Raw genomic sequence first — 18260 nt, 5'->3', positions numbered from 1 at the left:
GCGAGCATGGGGGCACCCGAGATCAGCTCACAAAAAACCCGGCCAAGGCCGGGTTTCGGGTCATTGCATCCAGGGCGGAGGCGGTTCTTCGGTTTTGCCCGGGGGAGCGTCGTCCGCCGCGCGTACGGCCTGGCGACGTTCCTCGTCGAGGCGAGCAGCCTCGATCTCGCGCATGATCCCGCCGACATCCGCCAGTTCTTCCGGCTCGTCGAACTCGCCGGTCAATACGCTGCCCGGATGCAAGGTGCCCGACTCATACAGCGCCCACATCTCCTTCGCATACCGAGTGCGCTTGAGCTCCGGTGCAAAGCGGCCGAAGTAGGAGGCCATGTTGCCCACGTCCCGCTCCAGCATGCTGAAGGCATGGTTGTTACCGGCCGCATCCACGGCCTGTGGCAGGTCGATGATGACCGGCCCTGTCGGTGTGAGCAGCACGTTGAACTCCGACAGGTCTCCGTGCACCAGACCGGTACACAACATCAGCACGATCTGGGAGATCAGGAACGCGTGGTATTCACGGGCCTGGTCCGGCTCCAGCACCACATCGTTCAGGCGCGGCGCCGCATCGCCATATTCGTCGGCGACCAGTTCCATCAGCAGCACTCCTTCGAGGAAGTCGTACGGCTTGGGCACCCGCACACCGGCGTTGGCCAGGCGGAACAGCGCCGCCACTTCGGCGTTCTGCCAGGCATCCTCGGCTTCCTTGCGCCCGAATTTCGAGCCTTTCGCCATGGCGCGGGCCTGGCGACTGTTGCGGACCTTGCGGCCTTCCTGATACTCGGCCGCCTGACGAAAACTTCGCTTGTTCGCCTCCTTGTAGACCTTGGCGCAACGCAGCTCATTGCCGCTGCGCACCACATAAACAGCTGCTTCTTTACCACTCATGAGAGGGCGCAGCACTTCGTCGACCAGACCGTCTTCGATCAGGGGTTCAATGCGTTTTGGAGTCTTCATCAGCTTTTATTCTGGGTCCTTTATGACCAAACACGCGAATGACAGCCGTTATACGGCAATCCTTCCTCCACGGGGAGGGGTTACCGACCTATGAACCTTCGATGCACACACTGTGCCGATAATCGACCAAGCCGAATCATAGCTGACAGCCGCAACGCCGTCGGCGTTCGGATGCCTTTGCATTTGCGACAAAATTTACGTCGGAGTGAAATCCGGTGGGCGGGTTCAGGGCTTGAACAACTCTCCAGGCGTACACCCGAACATCCCCTTGAACGCCGCAATGAAAGCAGACGTGGAATCGTACCCACACGACAACGCCGCAGCGGTCACGCTCTCGCCGTCCTCCAGCAATCTCAATGATGACAGCAACCGCATGCGCTGACGCCAGGCACGAAAGCTCAGGCCGGTTTCGCGCTGGAACAGGCGCATCAGGGTTTTTTCCGATGTGCCCATTCGTTCGGCCCACATTTGCAAGGTAACGTTGCGCTCAGGTTGTTCGATCAGCTCGTTACACAACCCCAGCAGCCGGTCATGGCGTGGCAACGGCAGGGAGAAGCCGACTTCCGGCAGCACCGCCAACTGATCCAGCAATACCTGCACCAGCCGTGCCTCCTGCGTATCGCCCTGTGGATAATCGGCCGGCCACTGACAAAATACCTTGATCAACTCCCGGGCCAGCGGCGTGACCTCCAGCACCCGACAGCGATCATCAGCCCATGGGCAGCTGTCGCGGTGGATATAGAGGCTGCGCATTTCCGCTCGCATCGACGTCACGACCTGATGCTCCAGGTCGGCCGGGATCCAGATCCCCCACTGCGGCGGTGCGAAGAAACTGCCGGCGGCGGTGTGCACGCCGAGAACGCCGCTGATGGCGTAGGAAAACTGTACCCAGTCATGCCGATGGGCCTGGGTCCAAGAACCGGCGCTCAAGCTTTCGACACGGGCATACAGCGGCCTGGGCAATTGCGTCAGGTCGGGAATACGACGTTCGAGCTGTTGTTGTCCGTTAGTCGGCATTGATTGGCCTTATGTCGCAAGACGACTGTCAGGACCGACGTTAGGCTAACTCATCTTCCCTGACAACCTGCGGTGCCCTATGGCTATTTTCAGACACCTCAAGCGCATGGTGACCGACTGGTTCCTGTGCGGCATGTTGCTCGCCACGTTGCTGGCATATTTCTTCCCGGGCTTTGGCGCCACCGGCGGCGCGATGCATGCCGAGTGGGTCGTCAATATCGGCATCTTCGTGGTGTTTTTCCTGCACGGGGTCAACCTGTCCGGTGAGCAGATCCGGCACGGCCTGAAGAACACCCGGCTGCATTTGATGGTGCAGGTGTTTACCTTCGGCGTGTTCCCCCTGATCTGGCTCGCCAGCAACAAGCTGCTGGGCAGTCATGTGCCGTCTCTGCTGATGCTGGGGTTCTTTTACCTGTGCGCCCTGCCCTCGACCATTTCCTCCTCGGTAGCCCTCACCGGCAGTGCAGGGGGTAACGTGCCGGCGGCGATTCTCAACGCCAGCCTGTCCAGCGTGCTGGGGGTTTTCCTGACGCCGCTGCTGGTCAGTCTGGTAGTCGGTCGCGGCGATGGCGGTATCGACCTGGGCTCGACCCTGCTCGACCTGTGCCTGATGTTGCTGCTGCCGCTGGTACTCGGGCAGTTCCTGCGGCGCTGGCTGGCCGGTTTTTTCGGCCGCTACAAGCGCTACACCAGCATCATCGACAAGCTGGTGATCCTGCTGCTGGTCTACGCAGCGTTCTGCAATTCCATGGTGTCCGGCATCTGGCAACAGCAAGGCAACGGCGTGCTGCTCAGCGCGGTGTTCGGCAGTGCCGTGCTGCTGGCGATCATCCTCTGGCTGACCACCCGCACCGCCCGAACCCTGCGTTTCAACAACGCCGATGAAATCGCCGCGGTGTTCTGCGCCAGCAAGAAATCCCTGGCCGCCGGGGTGCCGATGGCGGCGCTGATCTTCGGCAACAACCCAGGCCTGGGGCTGATCCTGCTGCCGATCATGATCTACCACCCGATGCAGTTGATCGTCTGCTCGATCCTGGCCGAGCGTTACGCCAGCCGTCAGCGGGCATTGGTCAACCGGCAGAACGAGACGCTGCTCAACGCTCGATAATCGCCGTCACGCCCTGGCCGGCGGCCGCGCAGATGGAGATCAGCCCCCGGCCCCGCCCTGCGGCATCGAGCAACTTGGCGAGGTTGGCAACAATGCGTCCGCCCGTGGCGGCAAACGGGTGGCCGGCGGCCAGGGAGCTGCCCTTCACGTTCAATCGACTGCGATCTATGGCGCCCAGTGGCGCGTCGAGGCCCAGGCGGGTCTTGCAGTAGTCCGCATCCTCCCAGGCCTTGAGCGTGCATAGCACCTGGGCGGCAAATGCCTCGTGAATCTCGTAGTAATCGAAGTCCTGCAGCGTCAGCCCGTTGCGCGCCAGCAGCCGGGGCACGGCATAGACCGGCGCCATCAACAACCCTTCGGCGCCATTGACGAAATCCACCGCCGCGGTCTGGCCGTCGCGCAGGTACGCCAGGATCGGCAAACCCCGCGCCTTGGCCCACTCCTCACTGCCCAGCAACACCAACGAAGCGCCGTCGGTCAGTGGCGTGGAGTTGCCGGCGGTCATCGTGCCCTTGGCGCTTTTTTCGAAAGCCGGTTTGAGCGAGGCGAGCTTTTCCAGGGTCAGGTCCGGGCGCAGGTTGTTGTCCCGGGTCAGGCCGAGAAACGGGGTCATCAGATCGTTCTGCCAGCCTTCGGCGTAGGACGCTGCCATTTTCTGATGGCTTTCCAGGGCCAGTTGGTCCTGTTCCGCCCGGGGAATCTGCCAGGTCTGGGCCATCAACTCGCAGTGCTGCCCCATGTTCAGGCCAGTGCGCGGCTCGTTGATGCGCGGCAGTTCGGGGACCAGGTGTTGGGGGCGCAGTTGCAGGAATACCTTGAGTTTTTCGACGGTGGTCTTGGCACGATTGGCTTGCAGCAGGATCCGGCGCAGTCCTTCGTTGACGGCGATGGGCGCGTCCGAGGTGGTGTCCACGCCACCGGCAATCGCGCTGTCGATCTGGCCCAGGGCAATCTTGTTGGCCACCAGCAGCACGGTTTCCAACCCCGTGCCGCAGGCCTGTTGCACGTCATAGGCCGGGGTGGTGGGCGACAGCCGCGAGCCGAGCACGCACTCACGGCTCAGGTTCATCTCCCGGGAATGCTTGAGCACCGCGCCGGCGGCCACCTCGCCGATGTGCAGGCCATGCAGGTTGTAGCGCTCGATCAGGCCCTCGAGGGCAGCCGTCAGCATCGCCTGGTTGCTGGCGGTGGCATAAGGCCCGTTGGAGCGGGCGAAGGGAATGCGGTTACCACCGATGATCGCGACGCGGCGTAGCTGTGTCATGAAGAACTCCCCGAGTAGATTCGAATGCGCTGACGGACCCGAAAATAAATGCTGCTTGCGCACAAGCTTAGGCTTTATCTCGCCAATCGAACGACTGATTGCCGATCATGGTCCACACTTGGGAGCTCATCAGCCGGAGTACGTTCCATGTCTGACCGTTATATCGACTTCGCCAATTCGCCCATTGGCCTGCGCCTGGTCGGGGCCCTTGGCCTGCCCTCGCCGGTACGTCTGGAACGCTGGCAGGCCGGGCGGCTGCGGCCTATCGAGGGTGCGCTGCTGCTGGGCGGCGGGCCGCTGATCGAAGCGATCGGCACGTTCGCCAAACGTCTGACCGATGGGATTTTCGTCTATGGCGCCGAACCGACCCTGGCCACCGAGTGGATCCCCGGCCACGGCCCGAAAATCAAGGCCGTGGTGTATGACGCCAGCCATCTGGCCCAGGCCGACCAGCTCAAGCAACTGCGGGAGTTTTTCCAGCCACTGATGAAGAATCTCGACCGCAGCGCCCATGTGGTCATCCTCGGTCGCGCCCCGGAAAGCCTCAGCGATCCCTTCGCCGCCAGTGCCCAGCGAGCGTTGGAGGGGTTCAGTCGCTCGCTGGCCAAGGAACTGCGCCACGGCGGCACGCTGCAACTGTTGTATGTCGGTGACGGCGCCGAAACCCAGTTGGAAGGCCCGCTGCGGTTTTTCCTGTCGCCCAAGAGCGCGTTCATTTCCGGGCAGGTCATTCGCCTGAACGCCTGCCAGACCCAGGTCCAGGACTGGACGCGACCGCTCACCGGCCTCAAGGCGCTGGTCACCGGCGCGGCCCGCGGAATTGGCGCGTCCATCGCCGAAACCCTGGCCCGTGACGGCGCCAACGTGATCCTGCTGGACGTGCCCCAGGCCAAGGCCGATCTCGACGCCCTCGCCGCACGCCTGGGCGGGCGCGCCGTGACCCTGGACATCTGCGCCGAAGACGCCGCGAGCCAGTTGATCGAACACCTGCCAGACGGCGTCGACATCGTCGTGCATAACGCTGGCATCACCCGGGACAAGACCCTCGCCAACATGACACCGGAGTTCTGGGACGCGGTGCTGGCGGTCAACCTCAACGCACCGCAAGTGCTGACCAAGGCCCTGCTCGACAGCGGCACCCTGCGGGACAATGGCCGGGTGGTTCTATTGGCTTCGATCAGCGGCATCGCCGGCAATCGCGGCCAGACCAACTATGCCGCGAGCAAGGCCGGGTTGATCGGCCTGGCCCAGGCCTGGGCGCCGCTGTTGCAGGCGCGAGGCATCAGCATCAACGCCGTGGCCCCAGGCTTCATCGAGACCCGCATGACCGCCGAAATCCCCTTCGCCCTGCGCGAAGCCGGACGGCGCATGAGCTCCCTGGGCCAGGGCGGCTTGCCCCAGGACGTCGCCGAAGCCGTGGCCTGGCTCGCGCAGCCGGGCACGGGGGCGGTCACCGGGCAAGCGCTGCGGGTCTGCGGACAAAGCCTTCTGGGAGCCTGAGCATGACGATCCAATGGCATGAAGTCAGTAGCGCGCCGGGCATGTCCGGGCTCTATGCGAAGGCCGCGACGCGTCGCAAGATCACCGGCAAGACCTTGCCGGAGACCGGGTTGCGCCAGGTGCTCCAAGTGGATCAGCAGCGCCTGGCGGCTTATCGCAAGGTCTGTGGTTTTGTCGACAACGGCCTGCTGCCACCGACTTATCCCCACGTGCTGGCGTTCGCCCTGCAGATGCAATTGCTCACCGCCCGGGACTTCCCATTTCCGCTGCTGGGGTTGATCCACCTGAGCAACCGCATCCGTGTGCTCCGTCCCATGGGCGGCGTCAGCCAGGTACGGGCCAGTGTCAATGTCGAACAGCTGCAGGCCCACCCCAAGGGGGCGGTGTTCAACCTCGTGACCCGCATCGAGGATCAACTGGGACCGCTGTGGGAGGCCGAGAGCGAGATGCTTTGCAAGGGCGTGCAGCTTGACGGTGCGCTGGTGGAGCCGCCACCCCGGACCACTCCGGCGCTGACCGAAGTGACGCGCTGGACAGCCCCTGCCGACATCGGCCGGCAATACGCCAAGGTGTCCGGCGACTACAACCCGATCCACCTCAGTGCCATCAGTGCGCGAATGTTCGGCTTCCCCACTGCCATTGCCCATGGCCTGTGGAACAAAGCCCGGACCCTGGCCGCACTGGATGATCACCTGCCCGAAGCCAACCTCGAAATCGAGGTGGCCTTCAAGAAGCCGGTGCGCCTGCCCAGCGAAGTGACGCTGCTGGCGAGCGCGGCGGGGTCCAGTGGGGATTTGCAGTTGGTGGGATCGGGCGATCTGGAGCACATGACAGGGAGCTGGCGTCCGATTGCCTGAGCCAGGCGGTGGGTCAGCCTGCATCCATGTTTAATGGACTGCCGTCATCGCGAGCAAGCTCGCTCCCACATTGGATCTTCAGTGAACAACTCTCCGCGACTGGCACACCCCCCCTGTGGGAGCGAGCCTGCTCGCGATAGCGGCCTGTCAGTTACCCCGATACCGACAGGTGACGCACAGCCACTTCCCCCGGCTGGACGTCCCGAATTCCCCTGTCTAGAGTGAAATATCCGCGCCGGATACATTGGGAGGGATTCCTGTGAATCAGCTTAATGATTACACCAGCCTGACTGATCCATTGAATGTAAAAATCATGGAGCTGGCTCCCAAGGAAAAGCGCGATGGCAGGAAAACCAACCTGTTCTTCACCCCCGACACCGTATTCGACTCCAAGCCACTGACCCTGACGACCGGCAGCTATCCCTTCACGCCCATTGGCAGCCTGGGCATCACCCAGGTGGATACCGCCGGAAAAGAATGGAGGCATGTCGTCAATCAAATCGTCAACAGGCATGGCCTCACTTCGGATTACGGCAATCCTGACCGAGCCGACCAACTGGTCCTGCTGGACACCCTGGACGCCGTGAAGATCAAGGAGGCTGTCGCACGGGACAAGCAATTCACCAAAGGCAGCTACTATCACCCCGACGTCGAGCAGGTATTCGGGACAAGCAACCCTGTCACCACCTATGCCGCCCAACAGGTCGTCGAGCGCCGAGCCGCCCTGTGTCAGCCCGTGCCCGATCCGATTGCGCTCAATTACTGGAACCTGCTCAGCTCGGACCCCTCCGCGCAGGCGAAGTTATATAGCTGGTTGCTTACCCATGGTGGGATTTCCCACAAGTTCTCGGTCAATGACAGAAAATCAGGCAACAGAATCCAGAACCACTTCCAGAACCTGGAGAACTCCAACGCCATTCATTTCGCCAGCGAAACCCGTGGGGAATATGCCGCCGCCAAACTGCTGATTACCGTTCTCGGCAACGAGTACCAGATGAAGATCGGCAAAGCCTCTTCAGGCCGCACCAATGGGATCGACCAGATATGGGTCAAGCGCAACCTGATCAGTGGCGTGGTGGATGAGTACATCATCGTCGAGTGCAAAGGCAGCGTGGATGCGTCGCTCAACGAAGCCAAGTATGGCTGGCAAATGTCGCCGTGCTGGGTCTTCTACTGCCTGGTCGGTTTGCTGGGCACCAACGGCAATCTCGCCAGCACTTCGACCACGGACGTGTTCGCCAAGACCACCATGGTCAGGAAAATCCTGAACGCCTTGATCAACCCAGGCCCGCCTGTGGTGAGAGGCCTGGTCATCCAGCCCATGACCAAATCCATCACGGCGCCCAATAACATCGAAATGGTCGACTTGGGCACCTATGACCTGGTCGAGCAATACACGAATGCGGTGGCTGGACACTCGAAGTTCCACAACGCCCAGGTGTTTACCGGCACCTGGTTCTAGGACGCTAACACCATGAAAAAACAAGAACAGGACAACCTCCTGCACACCCTGCAATCCCGTTTCGAACAAAACCCTCATCGCCACCCGGATCTTCAATGGCCTGACGTCCAGGCCCGGCTCGAAAGCGACCCCGCGGCGCTGAAAGCCCTGCAAGCCATGGAAACCACCGGAGGCGAGCCGGACGTGATCGGCTACGACAAGCACACCGAGCGCGTGACCTTCTGCGATTGCGCCAGGGAAACCCCGACCGGCCGCAGAAGCCTCTGCTACGACCGTGCCGCCCTCGATGCACGCAAGGAAAACAAGCCTCGGGGCAGTGCGCTTGAGCTGGCCGCAGAGATGGGCGTCGCCCTGTTGACGGAAGAGCAGTACCGTGAGTTGCAGGCGCTGGAGGCGTTTGATCTGAAGACGTCCAGCTGGCTGGCAACACCCGCCGACGTTCGCTCGCTGGAGGGGGCGATCTTTGGTGATCGGCGTTATGGCCGGGTGTTCGTGTACCACAACGGCGTGCAGTCGTATTACGCGGCGAGAGGGTTTCGTGGGGTGCTGGAGGTGTGATGGGGCAAATGTGGGTTCACCTTATTCGCGGCGCGATAGCGATCTGGTTAGATACATCGAGGTAGAGACGCTTGTAAGCTGATGATCCAACTAACAGCCGCACCCCTGAGCCACGACACGCCGGCAATTGATGGACTCCCACATGCCCCAAGCAACCCTGAACTTGATCCTGAATACCTTGAACGAAACCGGACTGGGCCCTCTTGCCTCACGCCCATACGACTGCGCGTTCAACGTACTGGCAGCGCCGCCAGAGCAGAAAAGGCTGATCGTGATGGGGTTCAATGGCTCTGAGGCCGACAAGGGCTTCACCAATGTTTCCGCCATCGAAGGGGACTTCCAACAGCCCGAGGTCTGTAATGTAGGGCTTGGCGTAGAGGGGAAATGGGGAAGTACTCGCCTGGCGAACCAGCTCAGCACTCTGCCGGACAAACTGGGATTCACCAAGGCCGAGACCCTCTACACCAACGCCTTGCTGCTGTGCTCCAAGGATGCCGCCTCAATCGGCAGGGCGGCGAGGGCATCGGCGCTTGGCAGTCACCAGATGCTTGCCGAGCGATCCATGCGTTTTTTTGCCGAGGCGACCATGAGGCTGAGTCGCCCGGAGTTGATTGTTGCCTACAGCAACTCACTCCTGGCGCCTTCTGCTGCCAGCATTCTTTATGCAGCATTTGGCCAAGGCGAGGTCATCGACCACATCTGCACCGGCTCGCATACCGCAACGTTCGGCTTCACCGCGACCATTGCCGGTGTTCGAGTGCCGGTGGTTGGCATACGTCACATGTCACGCTTTACCGCCAGGCCGGAGCTCATTCATGAAGCCTGGAAGCGGCAGTTGGTCAGGGTGCAGGTTCATCCGTGGCGAGGGGCAAGCTCCCTCGTCACGGATTGAGAGTATCGGGGAACACCATAAATAGCGTGTTACCCGATGGCAGTTGAATACGACAGGATCAGAAGCTTATTAAGATGGATCTGTCGTTTCCAATTGGAATACCCAAAGTTGATCCTGGAAGTTTCCAGAATACAAACCAAATACTCCACCAGTGTCATAGTAAAGGTTGGGCATGCCTTTCTGGATACCCAGTTTGTTCTTGATATACACGCCGGCGAGCTCTGGGTCAGTGCTGAACTCCCATACCTGATCCGGGCTATGTTCGTAGGCGTTGTAGCTCATCGAGCAAGTGCCCAATCCGCTGCTGTTTTCAGTCCAGTAGAAGGTGAGGTACGAGTTGTACGCCACGTTGCATATCTTCAAGTCGCCATCAAGATTTTTTATATAGAACAGTTGGTTGTTTGCGTCGGTGTCGTCGAGTCGGGCGGTCCCTGCTTCAGTGATGGTGATGTACTTTCCTGTTTGTGCATGCATGATCCTGAAGGTCACACCATCAGGGATGTTTTCGGTGTGGACAGTGAATGTCTGTATGGTGAAGTGCTGATCGGCATAGTCCGGGTTGTAGACACCGATGCCTCCACTGCTATTGATAAACAGGTTCAGTCCGGTGGCGCTGTTTCTGATCGTGACCACTTCCGGATTCTTACCGATTTCCGTAATGTCCCAATGCTGATCCTCATAGTCCGCATAGCCCACCGGGTACAGACCGACCTTATTGTTGGCGGTCGAGTAGTCGGTCAGCCATTTTTGTGCGTAGACGTTAAGTATCTTGATTTCTCTGGTGTCGTTGCCGTGTTCTGGCTGGATTGACCAATAGGAAGGGTACTCCAATGGGTTATAGGGTTCGGAGTGGTCTAATACTTCTACGCCTTCTTTGTCGCGAGTCGCCGCCAGATACCCGGACGCATTGCAGGCACGAACAAACATGGTGTCTGCGTAGGCTGACAGATTCGGCTTGATATACATGGGTTCGGAATTATACGGAGGGGTGACTTGGCCTGTGTCATGCTCAAGGTGCAGGTACCAGATCTTATGGCTCTGATCCAATTTGTAGATTGGATCGAGGGTGGCATAGACAACCAGATTGGAACTGCCGTAGACCCCTTCTTTTTTAGCACCGAAATAGGCGTCGACATCGGGTTGCGTGTTCTTCACCTTGAAGATCCCCGATAACTGGGAAACGGCCCAGCCTAGAATCGAGCCTGCCGCAGCTCCGCTTCCTCCGTCCTCCCAATCCGAGGGGTCGATTCCATCGCCTTCGAGTTGTTGGATGTATTGGCCGGAAAACTGCTCCCAATCGCTGAGATTGATAGCATCGCCGGGACCTTTGACTCTCGTGGAAAACCAGATCAAACAAGCATGGGCCGTTTGTGTGTCATTGGCGGCCAGTTCAAGCGTAGGACCGGCAAGCGCATAAAAGGTTACCGGGAATGGACAGGCATTACGGACTTTCATTCTTCCCCAGGTCATCTTAACTACTCCATGTTGTGAAAAATTCCATGCAACCAGATTTACACCTACCCGTTCCTTTGGATAATGCGGCGCTATCTAACCCAGTGAGCTGTTGCGCGATGCCTGATCTAGATAAGCCTCGGGGTAAATGAATTGCTGTTCGGAGCGAATGATTTCTTCGATTTGAAACGTAGTTGAGGAGGCTTGTTTACGCAAATTCAACCTACGTTTGAATCCGCTTACCCTTCGGTCATGTGGCTCCAATCGAGGCGCACGGATTGAAGCGTTCCAGCCTCGCAGCTTTCGACTGCGCTTTCATGGCGCCGAGGCGGGCCCTCGTCTACTTTTGACAGAACCTTGTCGCCTTCCCCGGAGAAGCCCATGTTCACGTTCCCTCGAGCGCACCAGAGCACAAGATGGCAAGGGCAGGGTGCGCTGTTCGGCGGGGCGATCCCCTGGTTTGGTGGCGACGGCCTGGGCGTGTGCTTCGGTTTCAGTACGCTCTGGGTCAAGATCGGTGCGCCGTTTGACTGTTTCCAATCATTGCAGTCAAGGAAGGCCGCTATTGCCGAGACTCAGGAAGCACTGAGCGGTGCGATGCATATGTATGAGGTACGCATGGCGTTGGCTACCACCGCCGAGGACATTATCGGAAGCAATACTGTCAGCGAGACCGCCTACGTCGACGGCGTTGCCAGTCACATCGTCCTCGACATCCTCCAGAGAGCTGGCGCCCGCCACTTCGTCGTCTCGTTCTACTTCTCCGGGGGCCCGGAAGGCGCCGGTGGTCATGCGATTGGGGTGTCCTTCGACGCGGGCCAGACGGGGAGGCTTTTCGATCCCAATTACGGTATCGGCGCCTATCAGTCGAGAACCGACCTGTGCAACGACCTGCATGGGTTGTTGGCGAGCTACGTCGTGCCTAACGGGCATGTCAGTGCGAGCTACCTTCTGGAATTTGCGGTCGTCGACGATGACGATGGGTTTGGTGATTTCATGGGGGCAGCTGATTTTCACTGATTGGAAATGGACGAGAGTTGAGCTCAGGCGCGTGAGGCTTCAAGTCCTCAATCCAAGGACACACCTTCCAGCAACACCTGCTCCAACATCTCGAAGAAACATTTGATATGCGCCTGCTTCAGCGCCTGGGGCCGGCTCACCAGATAGACCTCCAAGTCTGGAATAGGCAGCTCTGGAAAGACCTCGATCAGATCCTGCGCCAACACCCGAGGCAATACCGCCACCCCCATGCCTCGCCGCACCGCCTCGAGCTGTGCGGTGAACGAGTTCACGCTGATCGGCACGCGCTCCAGGCCGCCGGCCTTTGCCGCGCGCAGTTGCGGCAACATGTCCAACGGGGGAAGCAAGGTGATATGGGCCGCCGTGGCCGGGGTGAGCGCCGGAGAGCGATTCAAATAGTCCGCATCGGCGAAGACGCCATAAGCGACTCGGCCTATGTGCTTGTAAATCAGTGATGGTTCACCCAGATGGGCGGTGCGCACCGCAATGTCTGCCACGCCCCGGACGACCTTGTGGAACTCGGCGGTGACCAGCAATTCCACCGAACAATTGGGGTGCAGGGCAGTGAAGCGGCTCGCGGCCTCCAATACGGAGGAGGAGAAGCCTTCCCCAGCACTGACCAGCACGCTGCCGCTGAGCACGGCTTGGCGCCCGGATGGGCCCGCAACGGTTTGTCGGCGCAAACCGGTTTCCGCGGCCAGGGCGACTTCCACCAGCGACTGGCCCCGCGAGGTCAGCCAACAGCCTTCGACGCCCCGCTCGACGAGGGGCTCGCCCAAGGCGCTTTCCAATTGCGTCAGGCGACGGGACACCGTGGACGCCGCGATTCCCAACAGTTGCCCCGCCTGAAGAAAACTGCCCCGCCGGGAAACGGCCAACAACAGTCGAAGATCGTCCCAATTTGCTTGCAATGCCATGCGTCCTGTCTTCCCTGGTTTGCATATGTGCAAAACCATTATGCAGCAGTCGCTGTTTTTCAAAAGTGGCGCCAACGGTATATCTACGGCCCTTCGAAACCCACGGAGTGGACTGTATGACCACCGGCCCCAACGACTACGCGGAACGCGCCTCAAGAGCCTTCAATTGCCGTGATGTGGAGGCGATGCTTGCATTGGTGAGTGAGGACTTCATCTTCCTCGATGGTTCGGGCGTTCAGATTGGTCGCGAGGCCATGCGCAAACGGGAAGTCGCGTTGTTCGAAGCGCTGCCCGACGCCGAAATAACCTTCAGCCCCTTCCTGGTCGCCGAGGACCGACTGGCGCTGGTCGCCGTACTGTCCGGCACCTTCACCGCCCCCCTGGTGCTGCCGGAACGGGTGATACCGCCCCATGGTCGGCACATCACTGTGCACTTTGCGGCGCACTTCATCTTCAAGGATGGGCTGGCCACCCATGAAGAAGTGTTCTTCGACAGCGCGGTGCTGCTGCCGTCCGCCGAACAGGCAGAGGGGTGAACCATGCGTAACGTGTTTGTAACCGGCGCAACCGGCTTGCTAGGCAACAACCTGGTACGTGAGCTGGTTGCGCGTGGCTACGCCGTCAAAGCCCTGGTGCGCTGCAGAAGCAAAGGCGAACGACAGTTCCGCGACCTGCCCGATGTGGACCTGATTGTCGGCGACATGGCCAATGTCGACACCTTCGCCGCCTCTCTGCAAGGCTGCGATACGGTGTTCCACACGGCGGCATTTTTTCGCGATAACTACAAAGGCGGCAGCCACTGGGCGGAGCTCGAAGCGATCAACGTCACCGGCACCCGAGACTTGCTTCATCAGGCCTATCAGGCGGGCATACGCCGGTTCATCCACACCTCTTCCATCGCCGTGCTCGACGGCGAGCCCGGCGCATCCATCGACGAAACCTGCCTGCGGGCCGAGGTCGATGCGGACGACTACTACCGCAGCAAGATCCTCGCCGACCGTGTCGTGCTGTCTTTCCTGGACGCCTATCCCGACATGCACGCTTGCATGGTTCTGCCCGGGTGGATGTGGGGCCCTGGCGACATGGGCCCGACGTCTTCGGGGCAACTGGTCAAGGACGTCGTAAATGGCAAGTTGCCCGGGTTGATCCCCGGCAGCTTTGCCGTGGTCGATGCTCGCGACGTGGCATGGGCCTTGATTGCCGCCGCCAAACTGGGACAGCGAGGCGAGCGTTACCTCGCGGCGGGCCGGCATATGACCATGGGGCAGTTGGTGCCTGTGCTGGGACGGATCGCGGGCGTCAAGACCCCTTCGCGGCAACTGCCGCTGCCCTTGCTATATGCCTTCGCGACGGTGCAGGAGATCTATGCCCGGCTGACCGGCAAGCCGGTCCTGTTGAGCTTGGCGACGTTGCGGCTGGTGATACGCGAGGAGCATCGCACCTGTTTCGACCCTCGCAAGAGCGAGCAGGCGCTGGGGCTGCGCTTCCGGGATCTGGAAGTGACCGTTGCGGATACGGTGGCGTGGTATCGGGAGCATGGTGGGTTTGCAAAGCACAATGCTGTAAACACTGCTTAACTGGGCCGCTCTGTGGAGAGGGGATTCATCCCCGCTGGGTTGCACAGCAGCCCCAACCCCAACTCCCCAAAAAAGCCACCCCCTTAGCCTAATGCCAGTCAGTTAAGCCACAAACCTGTGGGAGCAAAGCTTGCTCGCGATAACGACAGAGCAGTCAACATTGCTGCTGACTGACTTACCGCAATCGCGAGCAAGCTTTGCTCCCACAGGTTTTGCGCCGTTTGATTCTTAACTGACTGGATTACCCTCTTAGCCTCGCTGCGAGAGCGCTTCAGCACCGGTATCCAACGGGGAAAAGGGCACGGACGATCTGTCCTCTTCAAGTCTTCCCCGTACCTGCCGCTATTGGTATGACGATTTTTACCGACCCCTCGATTGTCTTTGCGTTACCTTTGCCTTTCGGCAATGACGTTGGCAAAAGCACGATAAGAGAACGCAGCGAATGGACGACGGACGAGACGAAAGGAGGGCGGCTGTGGCTGGGGGCGCGACGGTGTCTTCCGATTCGCTGCCGCATATTCTGCTGATCGACGATGTTCCGGAGGATCTCCGTGCGACGCTGATTCTGCTGAAGGCTCAACCCTGGCGTATTTCCCTGGCCAGCGATGCCCACCAGGGTTATCAGCGAGCCCTGGCATTGCGTCCCGACTTGATCGTGCTGGATGTACACATGCCGCACATGGACGGTTTCAGCCTGTGCCGGCTGCTGCGTGAGGCACCGTCGACTCGGCAGACGCCGATTCTCTTCTTGTCTTCAGCCAACAGCACCTTGGAACGCCTGGAAGGGTTGACCGTGGGCGCGGTCGATTACATCCCCAAATCCTGCGCCCCCGAGGAAGTGCTGGCGCGAATCAAGATCCACCTGCAATTGACCTGGCGTGCGCCGCCCCATCAGCACAGCCCGGCGGACCCGGAGCCGGAGGGTGACGAGATCGTGCTGCGCGCGGCGATGCGCTGGATTGAGCAACACCTCGACGAGGTGCCTTCCCTGGTGCAACTGGCGCAAAAAGTCGGCACCCATGAAAAACGCCTTTCCCGGATATTTCGCGAGCATCTTGGGCTGACCGTGTTCGCCTACATTCGCGATGCGCGGTTGCGTCGTGGCCAGGCCCTGCTGAGCGAAAGCGCCATGAGCGTGCAAGACGTCGCCGAATTGATCGGCTTTCGCAATGCCTGCAACTTCACCACGGCCTTCCGCCAACGCATTGGCATGACCCCCAGTCAGTTTCGCCAGCAAACCCTGGGCAGCGCCGATGCCGAGTCGGCCGGGCGCGCCTGATGCGGCTCCTGCAATTTCTGCTGCTGGCGATGACGCTGTTGTCCGCCGGCCTGTTGCGCGCGGCGCCCATGGACGTCTGCCAGACTGAACAGCTGGACGTGATGCCCGCGACGCAGGTTTTCGAAGATCCCCAGGCCAGGTTGAGTCTGGAGGACGTCACGCAACTGCCCGACGGGCGATTCAGCGCCGCGACCTCGAATTGGCCGGCGCAAGGCTATAGCCGCTCGGCATTCTGGTTGAAACTGCAACTCACCAACGCAAGCGCCAGGGCCTGTTCGCGTTTGCTGGTGATCGGCGCGCCGCGCCTGGAGGACATCCGCGTCTATCAACCCGTCGACGGACACTGGCGCGAGGCTCGGGCCGGTAGCGCCCATCCCCTGGCCGAATGGCCGCAACCGGCGGCGCGCCAACCGGCGTTCCCGGTCACGCTGGCGGCCGGGCAGAGCACTACGCTGTTCGTCCGGGTGACCAGCAACTTCCAGCTGTTGCTGGAGCCGCAGCTGTGGTCCGAACCGGCGCTGCTGCGCAGCCAGCAACAGACGTACCTGAGCGACGGTCTGACCCTGGGCATTGTCCTGCTGGTGGTCCCGTTCGGCCTGATTGTCGGCGGGATCCTACGGTCCCGATTGCTGAGCGTGAATGCGGGGGCGGTACTGAGCTATATCCTGCTGACCTGCATCGTGAACGGCTACCTGATCTACTGGCCCGCGGCCCTCGGTTGGACCCGTGAGTTGCTGGCGTGCATCAGCGTGATCTCGTTCGTCCTGTTTCTCGCGTACATGCGCGTGTTGCTACAGGTGGCCCGGCTGCCCAGGATCATTGGCTGGAGCTATTGGGTGCCGCTGTTGGGTTGCGCCTTTGGCCGAATCTGGTGGTTGAAGGTCGATCCGGTCCAGGGCGCGCAGATGATCCAGGCATCGCTCTTGAGTTTCTACGGTACGCTCCTCGCCACGCTATTCATGGCGTGGCGCAGACGACTCACTTACAACTGGATGGCGTGGCTGGTGCCGGGGCTGCTGCTGTCACAGTTGTTGATTCGGTGTTTCTTCCCCCAGGAACAGTTGCCCTGGCAGTCGCCGCAAAGCAAGCACAGCCTGTCGTCGACCCTGCCGGGCGTGGCGTTGCTGGTGTGCACGTTGATCATGGAAGTCAGCCGCAGCCGGTATCGGGAAAAGCACGCCCTGTTCAGCCTCGAACAGCAGCGCCAGGCCGAGCATGAGCGCCTGGAAAGCACCGTGGCGTTGCGCACGGCACAGTTGCGCGAATCCCTGGCGGCACGCAGTGCGTTGATGGCCCGCATCAGCCATGACCTGCGCTCGCCGCTGGTGCGCATCATCGATTATTCGCGTCTGCTGCACGCGGGGCCGAACCGCGAGTACCCGGCCCATATCGAACGCAACGCCCGTCAGCAACTGGAGCTGATCGACGAAATGCTCGAGTTCTCCCAGGGGGAGTTGGAGCAGATGCAACTGACCCTCGCGCCCGGCTATTTGTACGGCTTCCTGAAAGAGATCGAAGAGGAGGCGGGCTTCCTCGCCGCGCGTCAGGGCAACCGCTTCGAAGCCGCTCTGGCGCCGGATTTGCCGGCGCTGGTCGAGGCCGATTTCAAACGGCTGCGGCAGGTCCTGATGAACCTGTTGGCCAACGCGGCGAAATTCACCCGTAACGGCCGGATCCGTTTCGAAGTGGGCGCTGCTCCAGGGGCGACCGCTGACAGCGTGGAACTGCGTTTCAGCGTGATCGACAGCGGCATCGGCATCGATCCACAGGAATTCGAACAACTGCTGCAACCGTTCCGCCGCGGTCGCAATGCGCAACGCTACGAAGGCAGCGGGTTGGGTTTGTCCATCGTCACGCAACTGCTGGAGCGCATGGGCAGTCGGCTCGAACTCCAAGCCGGAGAGCAGGGCGGCAGCCGCTTCGGTTTTCGCCTGCAATTGAACTGCGCCCAGGAACACGAGCTGGAAAACGGCATCGTCGATAACCATGCCCAGCCGTTCGATGGCCAAGGCCAGCACGTCCTGCTGGTGGACGATGTCGAGCAGAACGGCGAATGGCTGTACGACCTGCTGGCCGGCTACGGGTTTGACGTGAGCCTCGCGGTAAACGGCGAAGACGCGCTGGCCTGCCTGGCCCAGCAGCCGGTCGACCTGTTGATCAGCGACCAGATGATGCCCGGCATGGATGGCTGGGCACTGCTGCGACACGTGCGCGAGCACGGGCACGATTGCCCGGTGCTGCTCTATTCGGCAGTGCCGCCCCGCAGGCCGGAGGGCTATCCCGAGGACCTGGCCTTCGATGCGGTCCTGCTCAAGCCCGCCGACAGCCGTGAATTGTTGGCGTGGGTCAAGGCACTGACTGACTCGGACAGGGTGCGTCCTTCGATGGCTCGGGAGCAATAGC

Annotated in this window: 16 protein-coding genes; 11 read left to right on the top strand and 5 right to left on the bottom strand. The window is 60.8% G+C overall.

All coding sequences use genetic code 11. The annotated features are described in order from the left end of the window. Nucleotides 1-60: 60 nt before the first annotated feature. On the bottom strand, nucleotides 61-954 hold the full coding sequence (locus N005_RS16875; RefSeq protein ID WP_047702207.1) for a PA4780 family RIO1-like protein kinase: 894 nt from the start codon (nucleotides 952-954) through the stop codon (nucleotides 61-63). 225 nt (nucleotides 955-1179) lie between these two features. Continuing rightward, a complete protein-coding gene (locus N005_RS16870; RefSeq protein WP_047702206.1) occupies nucleotides 1180-1971 on the bottom strand; it encodes an AraC family transcriptional regulator in 792 nt (263 codons plus the stop codon). A 79-nt stretch (nucleotides 1972-2050) separates the two neighbouring features. Between N005_RS16870 and N005_RS16865 the strand changes: the two genes are divergently transcribed. Beyond that, nucleotides 2051-3079, top strand: coding sequence for a bile acid:sodium symporter family protein (locus N005_RS16865; protein ID WP_047702205.1), 1029 nt, complete (start codon nucleotides 2051-2053; stop codon nucleotides 3077-3079). On the opposite strand, the gene N005_RS16860 is transcribed toward N005_RS16865, so the two are convergent. After that, nucleotides 3066-4343 (bottom strand): acetyl-CoA C-acetyltransferase, encoded by a 1278-nt coding sequence (locus tag N005_RS16860; RefSeq protein WP_047702204.1) that lies wholly within the window; start codon nucleotides 4341-4343, stop codon nucleotides 3066-3068. The two genes, N005_RS16865 and N005_RS16860, sit on opposite strands and share 14 nt — an antisense overlap. Before the next feature lie 147 nt (nucleotides 4344-4490). Here N005_RS16860 and N005_RS16855 point away from each other — a divergent pair, with 147 nt between their 5' ends. From N005_RS16855 to N005_RS16835, 5 genes are all read left to right on the top strand, one after another. Beyond that, nucleotides 4491-5843, top strand: coding sequence for a 3-oxoacyl-ACP reductase (locus N005_RS16855; RefSeq protein WP_047702203.1), 1353 nt, complete (start codon nucleotides 4491-4493; stop codon nucleotides 5841-5843). Nucleotides 5844-5845: 2 nt separating this feature from the next. Continuing rightward, nucleotides 5846-6700 (top strand): MaoC family dehydratase, encoded by an 855-nt coding sequence (locus tag N005_RS16850; RefSeq protein WP_047702202.1) that lies wholly within the window; start codon nucleotides 5846-5848, stop codon nucleotides 6698-6700. Between the two features lie 259 nt (nucleotides 6701-6959). After that, nucleotides 6960-8162 carry a hypothetical protein gene (locus N005_RS16845; protein ID WP_144402692.1) on the top strand — a complete coding sequence of 401 codons (1203 nt, stop codon included), beginning with the start codon at nucleotides 6960-6962 and terminating at the stop codon, nucleotides 8160-8162. Nucleotides 8163-8174: 12 nt separating this feature from the next. Next, nucleotides 8175-8720, top strand: a complete 546-nt coding sequence (locus N005_RS16840) for a DUF4256 domain-containing protein (RefSeq protein WP_047702200.1) — start codon at nucleotides 8175-8177, stop codon at nucleotides 8718-8720. Between the two features lie 142 nt (nucleotides 8721-8862). Next, a complete protein-coding gene (locus N005_RS16835; protein ID WP_052126406.1) occupies nucleotides 8863-9612 on the top strand; it encodes a hypothetical protein in 750 nt (249 codons plus the stop codon). 69 nt (nucleotides 9613-9681) lie between these two features. Here N005_RS16835 and N005_RS16830 read toward each other — a convergent pair whose 3' ends face one another. Further along, on the bottom strand, nucleotides 9682-11082 hold the full coding sequence (locus tag N005_RS16830) for an RICIN domain-containing protein (RefSeq protein WP_047702199.1): 1401 nt from the start codon (nucleotides 11080-11082) through the stop codon (nucleotides 9682-9684). Between the two features lie 363 nt (nucleotides 11083-11445). Here N005_RS16830 and N005_RS16825 point away from each other — a divergent pair, with 363 nt between their 5' ends. Then, nucleotides 11446-12084, top strand: a complete 639-nt coding sequence (locus N005_RS16825) for a YopT-type cysteine protease domain-containing protein (protein ID WP_047702198.1) — start codon at nucleotides 11446-11448, stop codon at nucleotides 12082-12084. Between the two features lie 47 nt (nucleotides 12085-12131). Here N005_RS16825 and N005_RS16820 read toward each other — a convergent pair whose 3' ends face one another. Then, the gene (locus tag N005_RS16820; RefSeq protein WP_047702197.1) at nucleotides 12132-13001 is read right to left on the bottom strand and encodes a LysR family transcriptional regulator; all 870 of its coding nucleotides are present in this window, start codon (nucleotides 12999-13001) and stop codon (nucleotides 12132-12134) included. Nucleotides 13002-13117: 116 nt separating this feature from the next. Here N005_RS16820 and N005_RS16815 point away from each other — a divergent pair, with 116 nt between their 5' ends. The 4 genes from N005_RS16815 (at nucleotide 13118) to N005_RS16800 (ending at nucleotide 18259) form a co-directional block, all read left to right on the top strand. Beyond that, complete coding sequence (locus N005_RS16815; protein WP_047702196.1) at nucleotides 13118-13537, top strand: ester cyclase; 420 nt, start codon at nucleotides 13118-13120, stop codon at nucleotides 13535-13537. Nucleotides 13538-13540: 3 nt separating this feature from the next. Further along, nucleotides 13541-14578: an SDR family oxidoreductase gene (locus N005_RS16810; protein WP_047702195.1), complete on the top strand. Its 1038-nt coding sequence runs from the start codon at nucleotides 13541-13543 to the stop codon at nucleotides 14576-14578. 442 nt (nucleotides 14579-15020) lie between these two features. Then, nucleotides 15021-15857, top strand: a complete 837-nt coding sequence (locus N005_RS16805) for a response regulator transcription factor (RefSeq protein WP_197678630.1) — start codon at nucleotides 15021-15023, stop codon at nucleotides 15855-15857. Further along, nucleotides 15857-18259 carry a hybrid sensor histidine kinase/response regulator gene (locus N005_RS16800; RefSeq protein ID WP_052126405.1) on the top strand — a complete coding sequence of 801 codons (2403 nt, stop codon included), beginning with the start codon at nucleotides 15857-15859 and terminating at the stop codon, nucleotides 18257-18259. Before N005_RS16805 ends, N005_RS16800 begins: the two co-directional genes overlap by 1 nt. The last annotated feature ends 1 nt before the right edge of the window (nucleotide 18260 follow it).

Source organism: Pseudomonas mediterranea CFBP 5447, assembly GCF_000774145.1.
GTDB lineage: Bacteria > Pseudomonadota > Gammaproteobacteria > Pseudomonadales > Pseudomonadaceae > Aquipseudomonas > Aquipseudomonas mediterranea.
This window is presented reverse-complemented; position numbering and strand designations above follow the sequence as displayed.

Coding starts and splice junctions, on each gene's coding strand:
- N005_RS16835 (WP_052126406.1), top strand. CDS start 8,863: ATGCCCCAAGCAACCCTGAACTTGATCCTGAATACCTTGAACGAAACC.
- N005_RS16860 (WP_047702204.1), bottom strand. CDS start 4,343: ATGACACAGCTACGCCGCGTCGCGATCATCGGTGGTAACCGCATTCCC.
- N005_RS16805 (WP_197678630.1), top strand. CDS start 15,021: ATGGACGACGGACGAGACGAAAGGAGGGCGGCTGTGGCTGGGGGCGCG.
- N005_RS16875 (WP_047702207.1), bottom strand. CDS start 954: ATGAAGACTCCAAAACGCATTGAACCCCTGATCGAAGACGGTCTGGTC.
- N005_RS16810 (WP_047702195.1), top strand. CDS start 13,541: ATGCGTAACGTGTTTGTAACCGGCGCAACCGGCTTGCTAGGCAACAAC.
- N005_RS16850 (WP_047702202.1), top strand. CDS start 5,846: ATGACGATCCAATGGCATGAAGTCAGTAGCGCGCCGGGCATGTCCGGG.
- N005_RS16855 (WP_047702203.1), top strand. CDS start 4,491: ATGTCTGACCGTTATATCGACTTCGCCAATTCGCCCATTGGCCTGCGC.
- N005_RS16815 (WP_047702196.1), top strand. CDS start 13,118: ATGACCACCGGCCCCAACGACTACGCGGAACGCGCCTCAAGAGCCTTC.
- N005_RS16865 (WP_047702205.1), top strand. CDS start 2,051: ATGGCTATTTTCAGACACCTCAAGCGCATGGTGACCGACTGGTTCCTG.
- N005_RS16820 (WP_047702197.1), bottom strand. CDS start 13,001: ATGGCATTGCAAGCAAATTGGGACGATCTTCGACTGTTGTTGGCCGTT.
- N005_RS16840 (WP_047702200.1), top strand. CDS start 8,175: ATGAAAAAACAAGAACAGGACAACCTCCTGCACACCCTGCAATCCCGT.
- N005_RS16825 (WP_047702198.1), top strand. CDS start 11,446: ATGTTCACGTTCCCTCGAGCGCACCAGAGCACAAGATGGCAAGGGCAG.
- N005_RS16830 (WP_047702199.1), bottom strand. CDS start 11,082: ATGACCTGGGGAAGAATGAAAGTCCGTAATGCCTGTCCATTCCCGGTA.
- N005_RS16800 (WP_052126405.1), top strand. CDS start 15,857: ATGCGGCTCCTGCAATTTCTGCTGCTGGCGATGACGCTGTTGTCCGCC.
- N005_RS16870 (WP_047702206.1), bottom strand. CDS start 1,971: ATGCCGACTAACGGACAACAACAGCTCGAACGTCGTATTCCCGACCTG.